The sequence below is a fragment of the Xanthomonas hortorum genome (genome assembly GCF_024339125.1).
GTDB classification, from domain to species: domain Bacteria; phylum Pseudomonadota; class Gammaproteobacteria; order Xanthomonadales; family Xanthomonadaceae; genus Xanthomonas; species Xanthomonas hortorum.
Window position 1 is genome coordinate 4,385,738 of record NZ_CP101417.1, and the last position, 20,290, is coordinate 4,406,027.

Sequence of the window (20,290 nt, forward strand, 5' to 3'; positions counted from 1 at the left end):
TTCGATCCTCGCCACTTTCGTAGCGGACGATCGAGCCAGACGGTTAGTCCATCGCTGCGGCGTCGGACGTGCTTCATCTCCCCTCCCCCGACCGCAGGAGATGTGCGACATGCGCAACGAGCAACTCAAACCCACACTGGGCACCTGGCAACTGTGGGGGATCGCCGTGGGACTGGTGATTTCCGGCGAGTATTTCGGTTGGAGCTACGGCTGGGGCACCGCCGGTACCCTGGGATTTCTGGTGACCACCGTGCTGGTGGCGGTGATGTACACCTGCTTCATCTTCAGCTTCACCGAGTTGACCACGGCCATCCCGAACGCCGGTGGGCCGTTCGCCTATAGCCTGCGCGCGTTCGGCACCTACGGCGGCATGCTGGCGGGCCTGGCCACACTGATCGAATTCGTGTTCGCGCCACCGGCCATTGCGATGGCGATCGGCGCCTATCTCAACGTGCAGTTTCCGACCCTGGACCCACGTATCGCCGCAATCGGGGCGTATGTGATCTTCATGAGCTTGAACATCGTCGGCGTGGCGATCGCCGCCACCTTCGAGTTGGTGGTGACTCTGCTGGCGGTGATCGAACTGCTGGTGTTCATGGGTGTGGTGGCGCCGGGTTTCAGCGTCGCGCGCTTTGCCGCCAACGGTTGGGCCGGCAGCAACGACTTCGGCCCGGCGGCGATCTCCGGCATCTTCGCTGCGATTCCGTTTGCGATCTGGTTCTTTCTGGCGATCGAGGGCGCGGCGATGGCGGCCGAAGAAGCCAAGGATCCCAAGCGCACGATCCCGCGCGCCTACATCGCCGGCATCCTCACGCTGGTGGTGCTGGCGTTGGGAACGATGGTGTTTGCCGGCGGCGTCGGCGATTGGCGCCAGCTGTCCAACATCAACGACCCGTTGCCGCAGGCAATGAAAGCGGTGGTCGGCAATAGCTCGACCTGGCTGCACATGCTGGTGTGGATCGGCCTGTTCGGTCTGGTGGCCAGTTTCCACGGCATCATCCTGGGCTATTCGCGGCAATTCTTCGCATTGGCGCGTGCGGGTTTTTTGCCGCACGGGCTGGCCAAACTGTCGCGCTTTCGCACGCCGCATCGCGCGATTCTTGCTGGCGGCGCGATCGGCATCGCGGCGATCTGCAGCGATGGCGTGGTCAAGATCCAGGGCATGTCGCTGACCGCGGCGATGATCACCATGTCGGTGTTCGGCGCGATCGTGATGTATCTGATGAGCATGCTCAGCCTGTTCAAACTGCGCCGCGCCGAGCCATTGCTTGAGCGCAGTTTTCGCGCACCGGGTTATCCGGTGGTGCCGGCGATTGCGCTGCTGCTGGCGCTGGTGTGCCTGGTGGCGATGGTGTGGTTCAACCCGATCGTGGCGCTGATCTTTGTAGGCCTGCTGCTGTTTGGTGCGGTGTGTTGCGTGCTGAGCTTGCGCGGCCAACACACACCTGCGAGCACTGTCAGATGAGTGGGTTCGCCTTCACCGCCGGCGGCGAGCGCTTCCAGTTTGCCGATCTCAAAACGTTGCTGGCCAAGGCCACGCCGGCACGCTCGGGCGATCAACTGGCCGGGCTCGCCGCTGACTCCGGTCTGCAGCGCGTCGCTGCGCAGATGGCGCTGGCGGACCTACCGCTGCGCCATTTTCTGGATGAAGCGGTGGTGCCGTACGAAGCGGATGAAGTCACCCGCTTGATCGTCGACCAACACGATGCAACCGCGTTCGCCCCGGTCGCGCATCTCACCGTCGGCGGCTTTCGCGATTGGCTGTTGAGTGCGCAGGCCGACGAAGCGGCACTCACCGCACTAGCGCCCGGACTGACACCGGAGATGGTGGCGGCGGTGTCCAAACTGATGCGGGTGCAGGACCTGATTCTGGTCGCGCAGAAAACGCGCGTGGTCACGCGCTTTCGCAACACGCTGGGATTACGCGGACGCTTGTCGACGCGCCTGCAACCCAACCACCCCACCGACGACGCCACCGGCATTGCCGCCAGCGTGCTCGACGGTTTGTTGTATGGCAACGGCGATGCGGTGATCGGCATCAACCCGGCCAGCGACAGCCTGGCCGCCACCACCGCATTGTTGCGCATGCTCGATGCGGTGATCGCCGGCTACCAGATTCCCACTCAGTCCTGCGTGCTGGCGCACATCACCACCACCATCGAGGCGATCGGACGCGGCGTGCCGGTGGATCTGGTGTTCCAGTCCATCGCCGGCACCGAAGCGGCCAATACCAGCTTCGGCATCAATCTTGCGTTGCTGCAGGAAGGCTACGAGGCGGGTCTGTCGTTGCGCCGTGGCAGCGTGGGCGACAACGTGATGTATTTCGAAACCGGCCAGGGCAGCGCATTGTCGGCCAATGCGCATCATGGCGTCGATCAGCAGACCTGCGAGGTGCGCGCGTATGCAGTGGCGCGGCAGTTCAAACCGTTGCTGGTGAATACCGTGGTGGGCTTTATCGGCCCGGAGTATCTCTACGACGGCAAGCAGATCATCCGCGCCGGGCTGGAGGATCATTTCTGCGGCAAGTTGCTCGGCGTCCCGATGGGCTGCGACATCTGCTACACCAACCATGCCGAAGCCGATCAGGACGACATGGACGTGCTGCTGACCCTGCTCGGCACCGCCGGCATCAACTTCATCATGGGCATCCCCGGCTCGGACGATGTGATGCTCAACTACCAGACCACCTCGTTCCACGATGCGCTGTATGCGCGCCAGGCACTGGGCCTGCGTGCTGCGCCCGAGTTCGAACAGTGGCTGGAACAGCAAGGCATCCTGCGCCTGCGCGATGGCCGCTTCGAACTCGGTAACGAGGTGCCGGCACCGTTCCGGCGTGCGCTGGCGCAATTGAACAGCGGCACGGCGCAATGAGCAGCCCCACGACGCCACCTCGCGATGCCTGGGCGCAGCTGCGTCACCTCACGCCGGCACGGATCGCGCTGGGGCGCGTCGGCACCAGCCTGCCGACAGCTGCGCATCTGGATTTCCAGCTGGCGCATGCGCAGGCACGCGATGCGGTGCATCTGGCGTTCGATCCGGCGCCGTTGCAGGCCGAACTCGAACAGCGCGGGCGTACCAGCATGCTGCTGCACAGCGCGGCGGCGGATCGGCATGTGTATCTGCAACGCCCGGATCTGGGCCGGCGCCTGGCCGCCGACGCCGCCACGCAACTGCGTGGTCTGACCGCCGTGCATGGCGGTGGACATGACGTGGCGGTCGTGGTCGCGGACGGGCTTTCGGCGCTGGCCGTACACCGCAATGCCCCGCAGATGCTGGAACATATCGATCGCTTGGCCGCACACGAGGGCTGGTCGTTGGCACCGGTGGTGCTGATCGCGCAAGGGCGTGTGGCCATCGGCGACGAGGTCGGCGAATTGCTCAAGGCCCGTGCAGTGATCGTGCTGATCGGCGAGCGGCCGGGACTGAGTTCGCCCGACAGCCTGGGCCTGTATCTGACTTACACCCCACGGCTCGGCCTGACCGACGCCGCGCGTAATTGCATCTCCAATATCCGCGCCGAAGGGCTGAGTTACGCCGAAGCCACGCACAAACTTGCGTACCTGTTACGCGAGGCGTTTCGACGCAAGCTATCCGGCGTGCAACTCAAGGACGAAGCCGAGCAACCGGCACTACCCTCGGCTGGCCCGCCAGATGCCGCGCCGCGTACGTTTTTATTACCGGATGGTCTGCCGCCAGACGTTGTGGGCAGCTGAGCCAGAGACCCGTGCGATATGGCGGCCTGCCTGCATCGATGTATTCGCTTGAGTACTTTCGAACGCAGCCGGCGAAGCATGTCTGTGCTCATTCTTCGCGCGCAGCAGGATCTTCGCGCATGGCACGTTCGCTGACGACGCCGTTTTCATACACCACCAACGTTTTGGAAAGTCCGTCGCCGTTGGTCTCGAAGTCGAAGCGCAGATCGCGCTCCATCGCAAAGAAACGCGTGGTGGATTGCGGATAGAGCGTGGCGATGAAACTGCCGGCGGTGAGCGTCAGATGATCGCCGGCGACCGCGATCTGAATGATTCCGATGCGAGGCGAGCGATAACGGCCTGCGTAGCGCTGCAGCACCGTGACCGGGAGTGTTGTCGTTCTTGGTGGCGGCGTATACGGCACGGGGCCATGCGCATAACTGAGCACGCGATGCATGCGCCAACGTCCATCGGCAAATTTCCAGACCGTGGTGAAGTCGGCTTGACCGTCCAATCGCTCCGCTTTGTCACGTTCCTGCACATAAAAGCGGTGATGGCCCGACAACATTGCGTAACCGTCCTTGAGCGGATGGAATGCGATGCTGTCATTGAGCGCCTCACGTCGAAGACGCAAGGTTTCGTCGGCGCAGGGTCCCTGACGCAACGACTCGACGACCGCCTCGCGCGAGGTCGTGAGCCCGGTCTTGTCGTGATAGAACTCCACGTTCGCCGTGAGCAGACCCGCAATGGCTTGCATATCGCAGGCGTTGTAGGCCTCCCAGAACGCCGCGTCGGCAGATCGCACCTGGGCTTCGTCCTGTTGAGCAGTCGCACCGCAAGCATCGAACGCAACAAGGACCGATAGAGCCAGTGCCAGCTTGCTGATTCCCATCATCCCCTTCCACTGTCCTGAGATTCGACAGTAAAACATCGGTCATCTGGCGGCACGACCCGAAAGTCACCATGCCGCATGGGACGCCCTCAGCTACAGATGGACACGCCCACCGCGGCCACTGACACCCATCCAGGTACCGCGCTAGGCCGCCGAGCATCCGCGCATTACCCGCGCTGGGAGACGAACACTACTTGAGCGCGCCGTCCTGCGGGTTGCTGGCTGCATACCGACTGGTTCGCAACTCGTTGTCGTGCGGGTGGCGCAACGCATCGCGCACTTCCTCCGGCAACTGATCGACATCCAGCATCACCTTGCCGGAATGCACGTCGCGCACCACCGACACAGGTAGCACAAAATCGCCGCCGTTTTCGATATTGATGACGAGCTCGGCGCCTTCGTTACGAATATCGCGTATAGCGCCTACGCCGACTTCACCATCACGCAGGAACACCATCTGGCCAATTTCGATCCGTTGCATGTCGCATCTCCTGGTGGGCGCGCATCGCGCCAGTTGATACCTGAAAACCACGTAGATGTGACTTTCAAGCAAAGCGCTCAAAACACGACACGGACGCCAAGCGGACGCGGCCGGTGTGCATTGCGGCATGTAACAGCTCCCACATGCCGATCCTGATCACCATCCGCATCCGCCAAACAAACCCTCAACGCAGCGGGACGTCCGCCACCTTGTCCTGATAGTCCTTCTTCGGATCGACACCGAACAGCACCTTGATACCGGCAAGCAGGCTGGAACCATTGAGCCAGATCTGTGCGTGGTCCGCGTCCAGGCGCAGCAGCGCCAATTTCGGGTCATCCTTGCCGCCTTCGTACCACGCAGCAACGTGCGGGTTCCATAAGCGATCGATCACCGCAGGGTCAGTGTCTTCGTGCAAGGCGCCGCTGATGCTGGCGAACAGATCATGCCCCTTGCTGCTGAAGGCGCCGATGACGCGACGGCCCTGCCCCAGCATCGCGATCAGCGCATTGTCCTTGGAGGTAAAGAACCAGATCGGGCCGCCGCTGTCACCTTCGATTTGCGCGGTCATCGGGCGCGCATGGCCGTCTTCGACGCCGTCCAGGCCCAGCATCACGGTGCGATCGGATTTGAGCGCCTTCCAGAACTTTTCCTGCAACTCTTTGGGATCTGTCATTTCGATTCCTGACAAGCGCATGTCTACGCGGGTGATTGAGTCTGTAAGCGCGAGCGACCACAGCATGTGACGACGCGCACCGTTGTCTGCACACAACAGCAACGTGCAGTACGCAATACGACTGCGCACGTGTATCGCAGCGCAGCACACGTGGCTCGTTTGCGACGCAATCTCGTCGAAAACCGTGATGCCGCCGATGGTCCTGGACATTGCACCTGGTAGCGAAGCCGGAACAAACGGACACGGCAGTACCATCCCCTCGCCGCTCGCGTGGTGACAACACAGAGGACTCAACCATGGCCATCGACACCTGCCTTCCCATGTCGCGCCATGGCTTCCCCATCCCGCGCGCAAGGTTCAGCGTCTGCAGCGTATCGACCTATCCACCGTGCCCTGTCCATGGAGAGCGCCACTCATGTCTGCATTGCCTATCCGCACGAGCTGCATCGCTGCCGCACTGCTGAGTCTTGTCAGCATCGATGCGACTGCCTTGACCGGCACCGCCAGCCGGCCACAACTCACCAGCAGCGAAGCGAGCACCTACACGATTGCCAAGGCGCTGGCCAAGGCCGGGCCACTCAACGCACTGGTGACCGACAACTGGAATCCCACTGCAGGCGTTGCATTGCTCAGCGCGGATTACGCGGTCGCAGCCGACGGCTCCACGCGCTATCGCACCGTGCAAGCGGCGATCGATGCAGCCGTGGCCGCAGGCGGCACCACGCGTCGTTACATCAGCATCAAGGCAGGTACCTATACCGGGTTGGTCTGCGTGCCGACGGGCGCACCGCCGCTGACCGTGTTCGGCTTGGGCACGAATACCGCAGACACCGTTATCCGCTTCAACAACGCCAATCCCACGCCCAAGCCGGCGGGCACCGCAAGCCACGCCTGTGCCAGCAATGCATCGGCAACCACGGTGGGAACGTCCAATAGCGCAACGCTGACCGTACGCGCCGCCGGCTTTCAGGCACGCCATCTGCGCGTGGACAACAACTATGTCGAAGGCACCTACACCAACAACAACCAGGCAGCAGTGGCGCTGGCAGTACGTGGCGACAAAGCCAGCTTCGAAGATGTGCTTGTGACCGGCAACCAGGACACGTTGTTGATCAGCGCCACCAACGCGGCCAACGTGATCCGTGCCTATTTCAAGAACAGCACGATCGATGGCGATGTCGATTTCATCTTCGGCTCCGGCGTGGGTGTGTTCGATCACGCCACCATCCGCTCCACCGGCGCGCGGCTTGGCACCAGCCGCGGCGGCTACATCTTTGCGCCCAGCACGCGCCCCGGCAGCAGCTACGGCTTTCTGGCGATCGATAGCAACTTCGTCGCCATTTCCGGCTCACCCGACAACAACACCTATCTGGGGCGCGCCTGGGACGAGGGCATCAGCGATCTGAGTGCCTACGTCGATGGCACCTCGCCCAACGGGCAGGTCACGGTGCGCAATTCCACGCTGGGCAGCCATATCCGCAAGACCGCACCGTGGAATGCGTCCACCGCGAGCCGTCCGTATTGCAGCAGCAATTGCGCCAATTCGCCAAACCGTTTTTACGAATACAGCAATAGCGGTGCCGGCAGCGCAGACTGACTCTACGCGTCAACACGCGGTTCAACGCGGCCATCATCGCCTTTCGGCAGTCCGCGTTGTGGAGCGGCTGATCTGCTGATTCGCTGGAGGGTTCTTGCCAGCCCGCCATCGCGGGACCACGCCGCAAGTACGTCCGTTTAGGCTCTTCTGCGGCATCCATGCCGCAGAAGGTCCCGCGATGGCGGGCGGGCAAGGACCGGTGGAAACTGCACCGATTGCGACAACGCCTGCGTTGCCTTCGGCGATGCGGCGCTGAATTCGCCCATCCGACATCGCGCGCTGGCATGAAGGGCCACGCTTGATCGTCGATCGCTCCCGATCACGCTGTGTAGCGATCGATACTTCGGGCCCGCCAACGGCGCGTGTTTGCAATCGCTGTCATGCGAATGCAACACACCGGCGACGCGCCTGTGACTGATCGACGGCGTTTTTCGCATTCCACTCTCGGAGTCATCCCATGCAGTCTCATCCCCCCTTTCCAGCGCTTGCGCCGTTGACGCTTGCGCTACTCGGTCTGGTGACATACGAAGCCAGCGCCGCGCGCCCGCACACGCCAGACGTGGCCGATACCGCGCACAGCATCTCCACCAGTTGGGGCGTGATCCAGCAGCCCACGCTACCGACGCAGGTCTGCGCCACGCTCAAGGCCGCGCTGGTGCCGGTTGCCGGTTCGCTGGATACGCTCGACAGCGATCCGGCGCAATCCAAGCGCGATACCGCGCGTTTGCAAGCGGCCATCGATGACTGCCCCGCCGGCGGCGCGGTGCGTCTGGTCACCGGCGATGCCGGCGAGTCGGGCGTGTTGAGCGGCCCGTTGACGATCAAGAGCGGGGTCACGCTGTGGATCGATCGCGGCGTCACCTTGTTCGGCTCGCGCAATCCGCGCGACTACGACAATGGCCTGGGCACCTGCGGCACCGCCACCAGCGACAAGGCCAAATCCTGCAACCCGCTGATACATGTGGCCGATACCGCCAACAGCGCCATTGTGGGCGCCGGCAAGATCGACGGCCGCGGCGGCAGCACGCTCACTGCCGGGCCCAATGCCGGCACCGCCAGCTGGTGGGATCTGGCTTATCTCAACGTCACAAAGGGACTGAGCCAGCACGTGCCGCGTCTGCTGCAGATCGACGACAGCAGCGACTTCACCCTGTACGACATCACCCTGGAAAACTCGCCCAACTTCCACGTCACCACCGATAACGTGGTCGGCTTGACGGCATGGGGCATCAAGATTCTCGCGCCCAGCCTGGTCTACTCACGTCCTGGCTATCGCTGCCCGGCCGGCAGCACGCCTGATGTCAATCCGCATGCGACCTGCTTCACTCCGGAAACAGCCAAGAACACCGATGGCTTCGATCCTGGCCAGTCGAAGAAGGTATTGCTGGCCTACTCGTATATCGGCACCGGCGACGATGGCGTGGCGATCAAGGCGCATGCCAGCAGCAAGCGCAGCATCGCCTCGGAAAACATGCTGTTCGCCTACAACCAGTTCTATTACACGCACGGTTTTTCGCTGGGCAGCGAAACCGATTCGGGCATGCGCCATATCGCCGTGCGCGGCCTGAGCATCGATGGCTTCAACAGCAACGACGTGAACTCCGATCCGTATTCTGCCAACGGCTTGCGTATCAAATCCGACGGCAGCCGTGGCGGCCAGGTCTACGACATCAGTTTCGAAAACGTCTGCATGCGCGGCGTTGCCAGGCCGCTGGTATTCGATGCCAACTACGCCAATGCAGCGGTACGCAACAAGCTGCCCAATTTCAGCGGCATTGCGTTGACCAACGTGCACTCGCTCGGTTCCAAGGCGTTTGGTGGCGGTGAGCTGAGCTTCTACGGCTATCGCGATGCGACCACCACCTTGCCGATCACCCTGTCGCTGGACAACGTGGTGCTGGAAGGTGGCCCGATCTCGTTCGCAAAGCCACATTTCGGCGGGCCGGCCAGCAATCCGGGTGCAACGCACTTCACCTTCAAGGGCGGCCCGGTGAGCTTCTTCGATCAGCTGTCGGAATCGGTGCCCAACGATGTGCAACTGCAAGGCAAGCCCGGACCGGGCACACCGCTACAGTGCGATGACGCCTTCATTGCTTACCACTCGGTATTGCCTGATTCGCCGATCTGAGTGTGCTTGAGGCCGCGCTGCGTGCACTGCTCGCAACCGTGCACGCGGCTGATCGAGGGCGCGGTGCCCTCACCGCTCGCGGGACACGCCGCAAGTACGTCCATGTAGGCTCGGTGGCGGCATCCATGCCGCCACACGGTCCCGCAAGCGGTAAGGACACCGCGCCAGGACGTTGGTCGGTAGCTGCGTAAAAAGCTGGCCGTCTCGCAAGTTGCACTGGCCTGCTGATGCGGGTCGCAGAATTACATGTGAGCTAGGGCCTGTTAACACTAATGGCCCGAGCGATTAAACTATTGAGCATGGAGATCACGCCAGCACAATTTTCTCTGATCGAACACTGCCTGCCGGCGCAGCGCGGCAATGTCAGCATGACCAACCTGCAAGTGGTCAACGCCATCCTTTACGTTGCCGAGCATGGCTGCAAATGGCGCGGCCTACCCAAGCGCTTTGGCAACTGGCATACGGTCTACACACGCATGAACCGTTGGGCCAAGGCGGGTGTGCTGGACCGGATGTTCGCCCAATTGCAGAAGTCCCAGATCGTGCGCATCAAAATCGAAGCAGTCTCGCTGGACTCCACCAGCGTCAAGGTCCATCCCGATGGCACGGGTGCATTAAAAAAAACGGCCCGCAGGCCGTCGGCAAGTCCCGCGGTGGATGGAACACCAAGATTCATATGGTTGCCGCAGATGCTCGAACAGCCATCACCTTTGGATTGACGCCTGGCAACGTGCATGACGCACCTGCAGGCCGCGCGTTGCTTGAACACCTCGGGCCAGTGGAGCGGCCGATTCATTTGTTGATGGACCGTGCTTATGAAGGCAACGAAACCCGCCAGTTGGCGCTCGATCTTGGCTTCGTTCCGGTGGTTCCACCGAAATCCAATCGGGTCGAGCCTTGGGAATACAACCGGGAGATGTACAAGCGGCGCAACGAAGTAGAGAGACTGTTCCGTCGCTTGAAAGGCTACCGCCGGATTTTCTCGCGCTTCGAGAAGCTAGATGTCATGTTCCTTGGATTCCTCAGCTTCGTCCTAGTCGTTGATGGGCTTCGGATGTGTTAACAGGCCCTAGCAAAGTAGAAGCACATCATGCATTGCTTGCACCATGCACACCGACCATCTCGACTGGCCCTTGCCCGCTCACCGTCGCGGGACCTTACGCGGCATAGATGCCGCGTAAGAGCCTACATGGACGTACTTGCGGCGTGTCCCGCGACGGTGGGCGGGCAAGGGCCTTGCGGCCAAGCCTCAGATCATCCGCTTGACGAGTGATCTACCCACACTCTCTCATCGCTTCAAGACGAACGAGATTTCGAGTCATAGCGTAATTAGATGCGATAAGAAGCTTAGTCAGTCGAAGGCATCGCACCGGTTAACGTGGTCGTGGCTGATGGGAACCACAAAACCGGCCGCGCCCAACTGGCAGTGAGCACAGTATTTTGTCAGTCGCTCTTAGTCCGCACCGCTGGCCGCACGCCAGCTATGCCACAGCTGCTGCACCGGCGGTGGATACGCCGCCTTCCCAGCGAGTTCGCGCTGCAAGCGCAAACGTGCCAGCCGCGACCACACCCGATGCGGCCGCGCCAACGCAGGCTTGCGCGGCCAGGCCTGCAGCAATTGCGCGCGCCATGCAGCTGTCGTCATGCCGCCGGGCGTTGCGCTGTCGCCGGCCACACGCTGACGTGCGTCCAGCCATTGCACCGCCACCGCCGTGGCATCGCCAGGCTGGTTGCGCGTAAACATCACCGCTTCGACTGCAACCACGGCCTCGGCAAAGACGCGCAAGGTGTCCAGCGCTTGCTGCAACGATTGCGGCGGCACGCGGGCGTCCTGCATTGCGGGCAAGGTGTCGGCCAATTGCGCCCACGGCGCACGCACCGGTTCCAGCACGCGCCCCAGCGGATGCCGCGAGCGCTGCTGCGACCAATCGCGCAGCTCCTGCTGCCACCAGGCCAGCTTGGCATCGGCCGGCAACGGGTCGCCGGCAATATTCATGATGTCTTCCCATTCCTGCAGCAAGGCAAACCAGGCGGCAGCCAGCGGCCGTTGCAGTTGCGGAACGAAAGGCTCGGCAACCGACCATTCCGGCCAGCGGGTGCGCCATTTGTCGAGAAAACTGTCGAGAGCGCTGGATTGGCTCATGGCGGGTCCAGAAAAAAACGAAAGAAGGTCAGGGCTGCGGCCACGTCGCGGCATCCCACAACAGTTGCGGCTGCTCGACCAACACGTCGGCTTGCCAGCTCAAGGGATCGTCATCGTGCAACCGATAGCCCCACAACACAGCTACCGATGGCATCGCGGCCGCGCGTGCGGCCAGGATGTCGCGCTCATCGTCGCCGACGTAGACGCACTGCGCAGGCGCAATGCCGATGCGTTCGGCAGCTGTCAGCAACGGCAATGGATGCGGCTTGCGCTCGGCCAGCGTATCGCCGCCGATCAACACCGCGCAGCGCTGTTCCCAGCCCAGTTGCGGCAGGATCAGCCGCGCCAGGTATTCGGGCTTATTGGTGACAATGCCCCACACGCACCCCGCACGATCCAGCCGCAGCAGCAGTTCTTCGACACCCTCGAACAGCTGGGATTGCTTGCCGATCAAGGCCTCATAGCGACGCAGGAATTCCGGCACCAAGGCATCGCGTGCGTCCGCATCGAGTTCGGCAAACGCAACTGACAGCATCGCGCGCGACCCTTTCGACACCACCGGGCGCAGCTGCGCCAACGCGATCGGCGCACGTCCCCGCTCGCTCAGCATCGCGTTGACGGTGGCAAGCATGTCCGGCGCGCTGTCCAGCAAGGTGCCATCCAGATCGAACAACACCGCACGCGGGAAATTCATAGACGCCCCGCCGCTGGACGGCTGCGTCTCGCCATCCGCAAGGTGGGAATGCGCAGACATCAAGCACGCACCTGCTGTTGCCAATCCCGACTCCCCACTCCCCAATCCCTGCGCGTCACGGCTTCACCGCATAGGCCAGATAATTCACCTCGGTGCGCGACGACAGCCGCGCACGATTGCGCCACGGCTCGTACAGCATGCCGCTGACGTCTTCCAGCTGCAGTTCGGCGCTGCGCAACCACGCCGCAAGTTCCGCCGGCTTGATGAAATCCTTGTAGTGATGCGTGCCCTTGGGCAGCAACCGCGCGATGTATTCGGCACCGACCACCGCCAGCGCGAACGCGGCCGGGGTGCGATTGAGTGTGGACAGGAACAGCTTGCCGCCCGGCTTGAGCAGGCTGGCGCAGGCGCGGATGATCGCGGTCGGATCCGGCACGTGCTCGAGCATTTCCATGCAGGTCACCGCATCGAAACTGCCCGGCTGCTCGGCCGCCAGGTCTTCCACCGATTGCACGCGGTAATCCACCTGCACACCCGATTCCAGGCTGTGCAGGCGCGCCACCTTGACCAGCTCCGGGGCCAGATCGATCGCGGTGACCTGTGCGCCCAGACGCGCCATCGACTCGCTGAGCAAGCCGCCGCCGCAGCCCACATCGAGCACGCGCGCGCCGGCAAGATCCAGCCGCGCGGACACGTAATCCAGACGTACCGGGTTCAGCGCATGCAGCGGTTTTTGCGGGCCGTCGGCGTCCCACCAGCGCGTTGCCAGCGCGGCGAATTTATCCAGCTCGCTCTGATGAAAATTGCCGGAAGTGGTGTGAGTATTCGGATTCATGCGGAGCTCCGTGATTCGATGGCGCGCTCAGGCGCGGACGGTGCGGATGCGGTCGCGCCACTGCCGCGCATTGGCGACCAGGGCGGCGATATCCATGTCGACCAGCTCGCGCTGCACCAGTTTGGGCTTGCCGGCGATCCACACATCGGTGACCTGATGTCGGCCGGCTGAGTAGATCAGTTGCGACAGCACATGATGCAGCGGCTGGGTCTCCAGTGCAGACAGGTCCACGCAGACCAGATCGGCCTGCTTGCCGATCTCGATCGAGCCGATCTTGTCGCCGAAGCCCAACGCGCGCGCGCCGCCCAGCGTAGCCGCACGCAAGGTGGTGGCCGCATCCAGTGCAGTGGCATCGTTGGCCACCGCTTTGGCCAGAATGGCAGCGGTGCGGTTCTCGCTGAACATGTCCAGATCGTTGTTGCTGGCGCAGCCGTCGGTGCCGATGGCCAGGTTCACGCCGGCACGTTGCAGCGCGCAGGCCGGGCAAAACCCCGAGGCCAGCTTGAGATTGGATTCCGGGCAATGCACCACGCTCACGCCGCGCTCGGCGCACAGATGGATTTCCGCCTCGGTGAGCTGGGTCATGTGCACGGCGATCAGGCGGTCGTTGACCAGGCCCAACCGATCCAGACGCGCCAGCGGACGCTGCCCGTATTGCTTGATCGAATCGGCCACTTCCTGCGCGGTCTCGTGCGTATGCAGATGCACCGGCAGGTCGAGCTGGTCGGCCAGCATGCGCACACGCTCGAAGTTGGCATCGTTCACCGTGTACGGCGCATGCGGCGCGAAGGCGGTGCTGATCAGCGGATCGTCGCGCCATTGGTCGTGCAACTCACCGGCACGCGCAAAGTATTCGTCGTCCGACGAGGCCCACGCGGTGGGGAAATCGATGATCACCGAGCCCACCAGCGCACGGAAACCATGCTGCTTGTACACCGCCGCCTGCACATCGGCGAAGAAGTAGTTTTCGTTGACGCAGGTGGTGCCGCCGCGCAGCATCTCGGCGATGGCGAGCGTGGTGCCGTCGGCCACGAACTCCGGCCCGATCACCGCCGCTTCTACCGGCCAGATGTGCTGCTGCAGCCACACCATCAGCGGCAGATCGTCGGCAATGCCGCGCAGCAGCGTCATTGGATTATGCGTGTGCGCGTTGACCAGGCCCGGCATCAGCGCCGCCTCCGGGCGCGAGACGGTCTGCTTCGGCGCAAACCGTGCGCGCGCTTCGGCAATCGGCAGGATCGCCACGATGGCGCCGTTGCTGACCGCCACCGCGTGGCCTTCGAGCACCACCGCATGCGGTTCGATCGGCACCACGTAGCCGGCTTCGATCAAGAGGTCGCATGCTTCGGGAGGGGCATTGGTCATGAGCGGATCCATAAAGGGTTAGTTGTCGAACGGCCAGCTGGTATCGCCACCGGCCACAGGCACATAGCGTTGGCCGTTGTAGCGCAGCACCTGGCGCACGCGACGGGTGCGTTCGGTAATGGTGTCGCTGTCAGCTACGCTTTCCGCGGTAGATACGTTGGCTGTCAGCACGATATCCGCATAGCCGGCATGTCCCTGCGGCGCCATGCTCAGGCTCAGATTGGCGACTTCGGTGATCACATCGCTCTTCCCCACACTGCACGGCTCGCCTTTCACACGTTGCCACGCATAGAGATCGCGTTGCAGTACCGGGCGCAAGCTACGCCCCTCGCGCACCAGCAAGGTCAATTCCTGATTGCTGTAAAAATCCGGGCAGCTGGGCCCATGCGCGGCGCTATGTATCACCACGCCGATCGCGCGCACGCCCTTGGCCAGGTCGTAGCGCGCGGTATCCAGACGCAGACTGTCTGCATCGAGTTCGAAGGCGGCGTCCTCACCCATGTCCTGCGCGTAGAACGCCAGCACCTTGCCGCTGGCCGCATCGAGCATGGCCACGCGCAACTCAATGTCGCGCTCGCCAGGCACGGCCTCCGCATCGCCAGCAAATGCGATTGCCGCCAGCCGGATCGCCGCATCGTTCGGCCACGGCTTGCAGGTCTGGGCCACCGCACGCTCGACCGGCACCGTGGCTGCAGCGCCGCCCACGACCCCGGAGGTTGCAATGGCCGCAACGGCGGCCACGTCACCGGCGCCGCAGGTTGCGGTAGCCGCTTGCGCAAAGGCCGGGCACGCTGCGAGCGCCGCCCACAGCCCCACCAGGACACCGGCACTGCGTACCGCTCGACCAGGCCAGCGTCCCGGGCGCATCCGGCTTACTTGACGCGCGCCGAGTATTCGCCCGAACGCGTATCGACCTTGATGATTTCGTCCTGGTTGACGAACAACGGCACGCGCACCACCGCACCGGTTTCCAGCGTCGCCGGCTTGCCGCCGCCGCCCGAGGTATCGCCGCGCACGCCCGGATCGGTCTCGGTGATCTTGAGCTCGACGAAGTTCGGCGGCTGCACCCAGATCGGCGCGCCGTTCCACAACGTCACGATGCAGTCTTCCTCGCCCTTCAGCCACTTCTCGGCGCCACCCATGCCTGCCTTGTCGGTCTGCACCTGCTCGAAGGTTTCCGGGTCCATGAAGTGCCAGTACTCGCCATCGCTGTACAGGTAACGCATGTCGGTATCGACGACGTCGGCCACTTCCACGTCGTCGGTCGCCTTCATGGTCATTTCGACCACGCGACCGGACTTGATGAAGCGGTACTTCATGCGGGTGAAGGCCTGGCCCTTACCCGGCTTGACGTATTCGGTCTCGGTGATGACCGCCGGCTCGTTGTTGACCAGGATCTTCATGCCGTTCTTGACGTCGTTCATGCCAACAGTGGCCATGGTGCAGCTCCTCGATAAGACCACGACCTGCCACACAGGTCGGATTAGAATGTGGCGCCCGCCGCAACCGGCGGGCATTGGTTTTGTGACCGCACATGATACCCGCAGCCCCCCTCGCCTTACAGCCATCTCCGCCTCCCACCCTGCAGCCGCACCACTGGCAGCAGCAGTGGCGCGATGCCGTGCGCGACCCACGCGAGCTACTGGCGCTGCTGGGCCTGGACGCGGCGGCTGCCGGCATCAGCGCAGAGGCCGCCGCCCAGTTCCCGCTGCGGGTACCACGCGCGTTCGTGGCGCGCATGCGCCGTGGCGACCTGCACGACCCATTGCTGCGCCAGGTGCTGCCGCTGGATGCCGAAACGCGGCTGGTGCCGGGCTTCGGCCTGGATGCGGTCGGCGATGGCGCCGCCAAGACCGCAGACGGCGTGATCCAGAAATACCGCGGGCGCGCCCTGCTGATCGCCACCGGCAGCTGTGCGGTGCACTGCCGCTACTGCTTCCGCCGCCACTTCCCGTACGCCGAAGAAACCGCCGCGCGTGATGGATGGCGCGAGGCGGTGGCCGCGATCGCCGCAGACCCCAGCATCGACGAAGTGCTGCTGTCCGGCGGCGACCCGCTGTCGCTGGCCGCCAGCAAACTGGCCGAACTCACCGACGCGCTGGCCGCCATCGGGCACATCAAACGCCTGCGCATCCATAGCCGGCTGCCGGTGGTGCTGCCCGAGCGCGTCGATGCGCCGCTGCTGGCCTGGATGCGCAGCCTGCCCTGGCCGGTGGCCTTTGTGATACACGCCAACCACGCCAACGAATTCGACACCGCCGTGGATGCGGCCATGCGTGCTCTGCGCGACACCGGCGCGCAACTGCTCAACCAGGCCGTGCTGCTGCGCGGGGTCAACGACAGCGTGGACGCACTGGCCGCGTTGAGCGAGCGCACCTTCGCCGCGGGCGTACTGCCTTACTACCTGCACCAGCTCGACCGGGTCGCAGGAGTTGCGCATTTCGAAGTGGACGATGCACATGCACGCGCCCTGCATACCGAATTGGCCACGCGTCTGTCGGGTTATCTGGTGCCGCGCCTGGTGCGCGAGATTCCTGGCGATACCGGAAAGCGGCCGCTGTAATCGTCACCGCCGCGTGCACACCCCCGTAGGAGCGCCCCTGGGCGCGATGAAGCATTCCCGGTAACGCCCCATCGCGCCCAGGGGCGCTCCTACACACAGCGCCACGGCACGTTAAACCAACCTACGCACGCCACTCACCCCGCCGCGATCAGCTTGACCAAATCGGCCGGGCTCAGCGGCCTGCTGAACCAGTAGCCCTGGCCCAGGTCGCAGCCGCGATCGCGTAGCAGATTGAATTGCGCTTCCTGCTCGATCCCCTCGGCCACCACCGTGATGCCCAGCGAATGCGCCATGCCGATGATGGCGGTGGTCAGCGCCAGATCGTCCGGGTCGCGCTGCAGGTCGGCAATGAAACTCTTGTCGATCTTGACCCCGTCCACCGGCACCTGGCGCAGATGGCTCAAGCCGGAGAACCCGGTACCGAAATCGTCCAGCCACACCTTAACGCCGGTGCGGTGCAACTGATCGAGCAGGCTGGCGGCCATCATTTCGTCGCCGATCACTGCGGTTTCGGTCAGTTCCAGATGCAGGCGCGCGGCCGGCAGTCCGGATTCGGCCAGGCACTCGGCCACGGTGTCGATCAGGTCGCCACTGCGCAGCTGACGCGGCGAGACGTTGACCGAGATGAACAAGCCCTCCCCCACTTCCGGCCATTGCGCCGCTTCCAGGCAGGCCGCGCGCAGCACTTTGGGGCCGATCACTTCGATCAGGCCGCTCTGCTCGGCGATATCGATAAAAGTGGACGGCGGAATCGTGCCGAGCGCCGGGTGCTGCCAGCGCAGCAACACCTCCACACCGACCAGCACCCGGTCGATGGTGCGGTAGATCGGTTGATAGACCAGGCGCAGCTCGTCGCGCTCCCAGGCGCCGCGCAGTTCGTGCTCCATATGCACACGGCGCTCCACCGCATGATCGGCGGCGCGGCTGTAGAAACGATGGCAATTCTTGCCGGCGACCTTGGCCTGGTACATCGCAATGTCGCCATTCTTCAACAGCGCGGTGGCATCGTTGGCATCGTCCGGGAACAACGTGATGCCGATCGAGGTGCCCAGGAACACTTCGCGGCCCTGCACATTCAACGGCCGGCTCAACTCGTGCACCAACCGGTCTGCGAGCTGGGCGGCCAGCAGCGTGACATCGCCGCTCTGCAGCAGGATCACGAACTCGTCGCCGCCGAAACGCGCCAGAATCGCATCGTCGCCACCCAGGGCGCCCACCGCCCGGCTGATACGGCTGGCGAACTGCAGCAGCGCCTCATCGCCGGCCTCGTGCCCGAGCGTGTCGTTGACGCGCTTGAAGTCGTCGATATCGGCAAACAGCAGCGCCAGTTTGCTGTCGGTGCTGCGCGCGGTATTGAGCAGATGGTCCAGGCCTTCGCGGAAGCCCAGCCGGTTGGTCAGCCCGGTCAACGCGTCGGTATAGGCCATGTGGCGCACCTCGCGATCGTGCCGCGCGATGCTTTCGCTCATGCGCCCGAACGCGGACATCAACTCGCCGATTTCGTCGTTGCGCGGATGCGGCGGCAGTTGCACTGCGTAATCGCCGCGCTCGATCTGCTTGGCCGCTGCAGCCAGCAAGCGCACCGGCGCCACCAGCGTGCGCTGCACGTAGATGGCCAGCAACACACCCAACGCGACCAGCGCGGCCAGCAGCACCAGTAACCAGCCCAGATCGCGCTTGCCGATCGCGTTGAGGTTTTGCACCAGGGTCAGATTCGCGCCGGACTCAATCTTGCGCACCCGCTCGCGCGACATGCCCACGCGCACGCCGCCGATGCGCTGGTCGCCGATCTTGATCGGCACCGTCACATCCAGCACCTCGGCCGAGGATTGCAGCAACATCGCGCGCGCGCTGGCCGCCTTGGCCGCCAGCGGGTCGTTCATCGCCTGACCGTAGCGCTGCAGCGTCGGCGTGCCGTCGTGCACCAGCCGGCCACGTCGGTCGAACACCAGCACGTAACTCACCACCTGCTGACGCGAGGCGTTGCGCACCAATGCACCCACCGCGCCGAGATCAGAGTAGTAGAGCGGATTGGCAAGGCCGGCCGCCAGCTCGGTGGCCAGTGTTTCGCCACGCGAGCGCAGGCTGCGATCGAACAGCTCGTGCAGGATCTGCGCACTGAGCCCGCGCACCTCGCGCTGCATCGCGCTCTGGCGTTGCAGCAACGAGGCCAGAATCGCGCCGACCAACAGCAGCGTCAGCGCCATCACCAACAGAAAACGTGCCTGCAACCCAAAGCGCACCTGAGTCATTCCACCTGGTCCCTGACACGTTGCACACCTGCGCTCAACGCATTCAAGCGTCGGCGGCTGTTGTCATCCAGTGGATGGAATGCGGTGGTGCCGAAAAAGCGCTTCAACGCCGGGCCGGCTTGCGGATCGGACGCGGCCTGCAGCAAGACGATGCGCAACTGCCGCTCCACCGCCGGGTCCAGCCCGGTACGCACCATCTCCACCGCGCGCGGCACCGGCGCACTGCGGTGCACGATGCGGAAGTCGCGCTTGAAGGTCGCCGGCAAGTGGCGTTCGTCGTCCCAATCGGCATTGCTGAAAGCACCCGCATCGATCAGGCGCTTGTGCACGAATGCGGCCACGTTCAATTTCGTACCGACCATCAAATAACCGACCGACCCCGGCACCTGGATGTCGTCCGGCGACAGCAGCACATCGCAGGCGATGCCGTTGCGCAGCAACTCCAGCATCGGCAGCAGATAGCCACTGGTGGACGAGGCGTTCTGCAGCGCCAGGGTGTGCCCGCGCAATTGCTTGAGCGACTGAATCGGGCTGTCGCGGCGCACGAAGAACACGGTGTGGAACTCGCGCATGCCGCCGCGCTCGGTCATCACCAAGGGATGCGCACCGCCGCGCTGTTCCAGCAGCATCGCCGCACCGGTGGTTTCGCTGACCCAATCGACCCGGCCACGGCGCAGATAGCTGGACATCTGCCGCGCATCCGGCGCCATCAGGATTTCGCCACGGCGGATGCCGACCACGCGCATGCGCGGCACCACATAGTCCAGCAAGGGCTTGAGTTGCTCGTAATGGGTGGCGGGATCGTCGCTGATCCGGCCAAGCACCAGGACCGAAGAAGGCGCCGCCGCCGCCGTCACGGCAAAGCCCGCCCCAGCGAGCAGCCAACAGGCAATCAGACACCATCGTAGACCGCGCAAAAAGGACACTCCCTAGAGCCGCCGACAGCCTAGCCGAATCTCTCAAGATGTGACAGAC

Annotated in this window: 18 protein-coding genes; 7 read left to right on the top strand and 11 right to left on the bottom strand. The window is 63.8% G+C overall.

Annotated features, from left to right (window positions below; all coding sequences use genetic code 11):
* Positions 1-100: 100 nt before the first annotated feature.
* Genes eat through eutC form a run of 3 tightly spaced genes read left to right on the top strand, consistent with a single transcriptional unit; the run spans position 101 to position 3,713 of the window.
* Positions 101-1,465 (top strand): ethanolamine permease, encoded by a 1,365-nt coding sequence (eat, locus tag NMB96_RS18805; protein ID WP_023904198.1) that lies wholly within the window; start codon positions 101-103, stop codon positions 1,463-1,465.
* The gene (locus tag NMB96_RS18810; protein ID WP_183086743.1) at positions 1,462-2,871 is read left to right on the top strand and encodes an ethanolamine ammonia-lyase subunit EutB; all 1,410 of its coding nucleotides are present in this window, start codon (positions 1,462-1,464) and stop codon (positions 2,869-2,871) included. The genes eat and NMB96_RS18810 overlap by 4 nt, the downstream gene beginning before the upstream one ends.
* The gene (gene eutC, locus NMB96_RS18815) at positions 2,868-3,713 is read left to right on the top strand and encodes an ethanolamine ammonia-lyase subunit EutC (protein ID WP_023904200.1); all 846 of its coding nucleotides are present in this window, start codon (positions 2,868-2,870) and stop codon (positions 3,711-3,713) included. The genes NMB96_RS18810 and eutC overlap by 4 nt, the downstream gene beginning before the upstream one ends.
* Before the next feature lie 88 nt (positions 3,714-3,801).
* Here eutC and NMB96_RS18820 read toward each other — a convergent pair whose 3' ends face one another.
* The 3 genes from NMB96_RS18820 to NMB96_RS18830 form a co-directional block, all read right to left on the bottom strand.
* Positions 3,802-4,584 (bottom strand): nuclear transport factor 2 family protein, encoded by a 783-nt coding sequence (locus NMB96_RS18820; protein WP_023904201.1) that lies wholly within the window; start codon positions 4,582-4,584, stop codon positions 3,802-3,804.
* 190 nt (positions 4,585-4,774) lie between these two features.
* Positions 4,775-5,065 (bottom strand): hypothetical protein, encoded by a 291-nt coding sequence (locus tag NMB96_RS18825; RefSeq protein WP_006452612.1) that lies wholly within the window; start codon positions 5,063-5,065, stop codon positions 4,775-4,777.
* Between the two features lie 184 nt (positions 5,066-5,249).
* Positions 5,250-5,738, bottom strand: a complete 489-nt coding sequence (locus NMB96_RS18830; RefSeq protein WP_043889254.1) for a pyridoxamine 5'-phosphate oxidase family protein — start codon at positions 5,736-5,738, stop codon at positions 5,250-5,252.
* A 457-nt stretch (positions 5,739-6,195) separates the two neighbouring features.
* On the opposite strand from NMB96_RS18830, the gene NMB96_RS18835 reads away from it, so the two are divergent.
* The 3 genes from NMB96_RS18835 (at position 6,196) to NMB96_RS18845 (ending at position 10,526) form a co-directional block, all read left to right on the top strand.
* Positions 6,196-7,335, top strand: coding sequence for a putative acyl-CoA thioester hydrolase (locus NMB96_RS18835; RefSeq protein ID WP_183086799.1), 1,140 nt, complete (start codon positions 6,196-6,198; stop codon positions 7,333-7,335).
* Between the two features lie 457 nt (positions 7,336-7,792).
* Positions 7,793-9,463 carry a diffusible signal factor-reguated family 28 glycoside hydrolase gene (locus tag NMB96_RS18840; RefSeq protein ID WP_183086742.1) on the top strand — a complete coding sequence of 557 codons (1,671 nt, stop codon included), beginning with the start codon at positions 7,793-7,795 and terminating at the stop codon, positions 9,461-9,463.
* Positions 9,464-9,762: 299 nt separating this feature from the next.
* Positions 9,763-10,526 (top strand): IS5 family transposase gene (locus tag NMB96_RS18845; protein WP_095574585.1). Its coding sequence is split into 2 segments (ribosomal slippage): positions 9,763-10,078 and positions 10,078-10,526, totalling 765 coding nucleotides; the frame shifts between segments, so codons are not numbered across the junction.
* A gap of 390 nt (positions 10,527-10,916) precedes the next feature.
* Here the strand turns inward: NMB96_RS18845 and NMB96_RS18850 are convergent.
* From NMB96_RS18850 to efp, 6 genes are all read right to left on the bottom strand, one after another.
* Positions 10,917-11,606, bottom strand: a complete 690-nt coding sequence (locus tag NMB96_RS18850; RefSeq protein WP_023904205.1) for an isoprenoid biosynthesis enzyme family protein — start codon at positions 11,604-11,606, stop codon at positions 10,917-10,919.
* Between the two features lie 28 nt (positions 11,607-11,634).
* Complete coding sequence (locus NMB96_RS18855; RefSeq protein ID WP_043889256.1) at positions 11,635-12,300, bottom strand: phosphoglycolate phosphatase; 666 nt, start codon at positions 12,298-12,300, stop codon at positions 11,635-11,637.
* A gap of 115 nt (positions 12,301-12,415) precedes the next feature.
* Complete coding sequence (gene ubiG / locus NMB96_RS18860; RefSeq protein ID WP_006450329.1) at positions 12,416-13,135, bottom strand: bifunctional 2-polyprenyl-6-hydroxyphenol methylase/3-demethylubiquinol 3-O-methyltransferase UbiG; 720 nt, start codon at positions 13,133-13,135, stop codon at positions 12,416-12,418.
* 27 nt (positions 13,136-13,162) lie between these two features.
* A complete protein-coding gene (locus NMB96_RS18865; protein ID WP_255085403.1) occupies positions 13,163-14,500 on the bottom strand; it encodes a TRZ/ATZ family hydrolase in 1,338 nt (445 codons plus the stop codon).
* Between the two features lie 18 nt (positions 14,501-14,518).
* Entirely contained in the window at positions 14,519-15,241 is a 723-nt protein-coding gene (locus NMB96_RS18870) for a PA3715 family protein (RefSeq protein ID WP_485130452.1), read from the bottom strand.
* 131 nt (positions 15,242-15,372) lie between these two features.
* Positions 15,373-15,939: an elongation factor P gene (efp, locus tag NMB96_RS18875; protein WP_006450332.1), complete on the bottom strand. Its 567-nt coding sequence runs from the start codon at positions 15,937-15,939 to the stop codon at positions 15,373-15,375.
* A gap of 95 nt (positions 15,940-16,034) precedes the next feature.
* Here efp and epmB point away from each other — a divergent pair, with 95 nt between their 5' ends.
* Positions 16,035-17,063, top strand: a complete 1,029-nt coding sequence (gene epmB, locus NMB96_RS18880; protein ID WP_255085405.1) for an EF-P beta-lysylation protein EpmB — start codon at positions 16,035-16,037, stop codon at positions 17,061-17,063.
* A 134-nt stretch (positions 17,064-17,197) separates the two neighbouring features.
* Here the strand turns inward: epmB and NMB96_RS18885 are convergent, their stop codons facing one another.
* Both NMB96_RS18885 and NMB96_RS18890 read right to left on the bottom strand, forming a co-directional pair.
* Positions 17,198-19,315, bottom strand: coding sequence for a putative bifunctional diguanylate cyclase/phosphodiesterase (locus NMB96_RS18885; RefSeq protein WP_023904210.1), 2,118 nt, complete (start codon positions 19,313-19,315; stop codon positions 17,198-17,200).
* A complete protein-coding gene (locus NMB96_RS18890; protein WP_255085406.1) occupies positions 19,312-20,241 on the bottom strand; it encodes a phosphate/phosphite/phosphonate ABC transporter substrate-binding protein in 930 nt (309 codons plus the stop codon). The genes NMB96_RS18885 and NMB96_RS18890 overlap by 4 nt, the downstream gene beginning before the upstream one ends.
* Positions 20,242-20,290: the final 49 nt, after the last annotated feature.